The organism is Pseudoalteromonas sp. S558, from assembly GCF_005886635.1.
Classification (GTDB): Bacteria; Pseudomonadota; Gammaproteobacteria; order Enterobacterales; family Alteromonadaceae; genus Pseudoalteromonas; species Pseudoalteromonas aliena.
Map to the genome: position 1 here is coordinate 1 of NZ_PNDU01000470.1, position 772 is coordinate 772.

Here is a 772-nt window from a genome sequence, read left to right on the forward strand (position 1 = left end):
AATTGCCACTATACTGAGCGGGATTTTACCAATATTAGGATTACTCTTAAATGTAATTGAGCGTTGATGCTGCAGCTCAGAGTGCACAACCTCCGCCGCTAAAGCATTAATATCTTCGCAAATAAGTTCTTCACGCTTATGGTGACGTAAGTACTCTATAAATTGATCAATAATGCCGTTCATATCTTCAATATCGTAAATAATTCCGTCACGCAAAAACTCATCTGTGTCTGCCATCATTTCAGTCGCTAAACGAATACGAGTGAGCGGCGTACGTAAATCGTGAGACACTCCCGCCATTAATAATCGACGGTCATTTTCAAGCTCAGCAATACCGCGCGACATTTGATTAAATGCTCGCGTTACCTCAATTACTTCTGTGGAACCTTGCTCTCCTACTTTAGTTGAAAAGTCCCCTACACTCACTTTAATCGCCGCTTGTTGTAATGCTTTTAAAGGGCGATTCAAGTGCCTAGCAAACAGCCAACCACCTAGCACACTTAAAAATCCGATACTTGATAAGTAAAAAGTTAAAAACTCTAGATTATTTTCTTTAAATCCAATTAATGGCACTTTTACCCAGTAACCAGGGGCCTGTGGAGCCTCCACCCAATATATCAGCGGGCCAGTTTGGCTAATTCTTACTCGCGAAAAACCGTCCAGCTGCTCAGACATACTACGTGATAACCCTGAGTACTCGCGACTTTGACCAAGTCCATTACGCATAGCTTCTCGTTGAGTCATGACTTCTATGCCTGTGATCTCAAAAAAT

The 772-nt window shown here is 41.8% G+C and carries 1 protein-coding gene; it reads right to left on the reverse strand.

What is annotated here, in order from left to right:
* Positions 1–772, reverse strand: a 772-nt coding sequence (locus tag CWB66_RS20895) for a HAMP domain-containing protein (RefSeq protein WP_138586949.1), incomplete at both ends; no start/stop codon positions are given.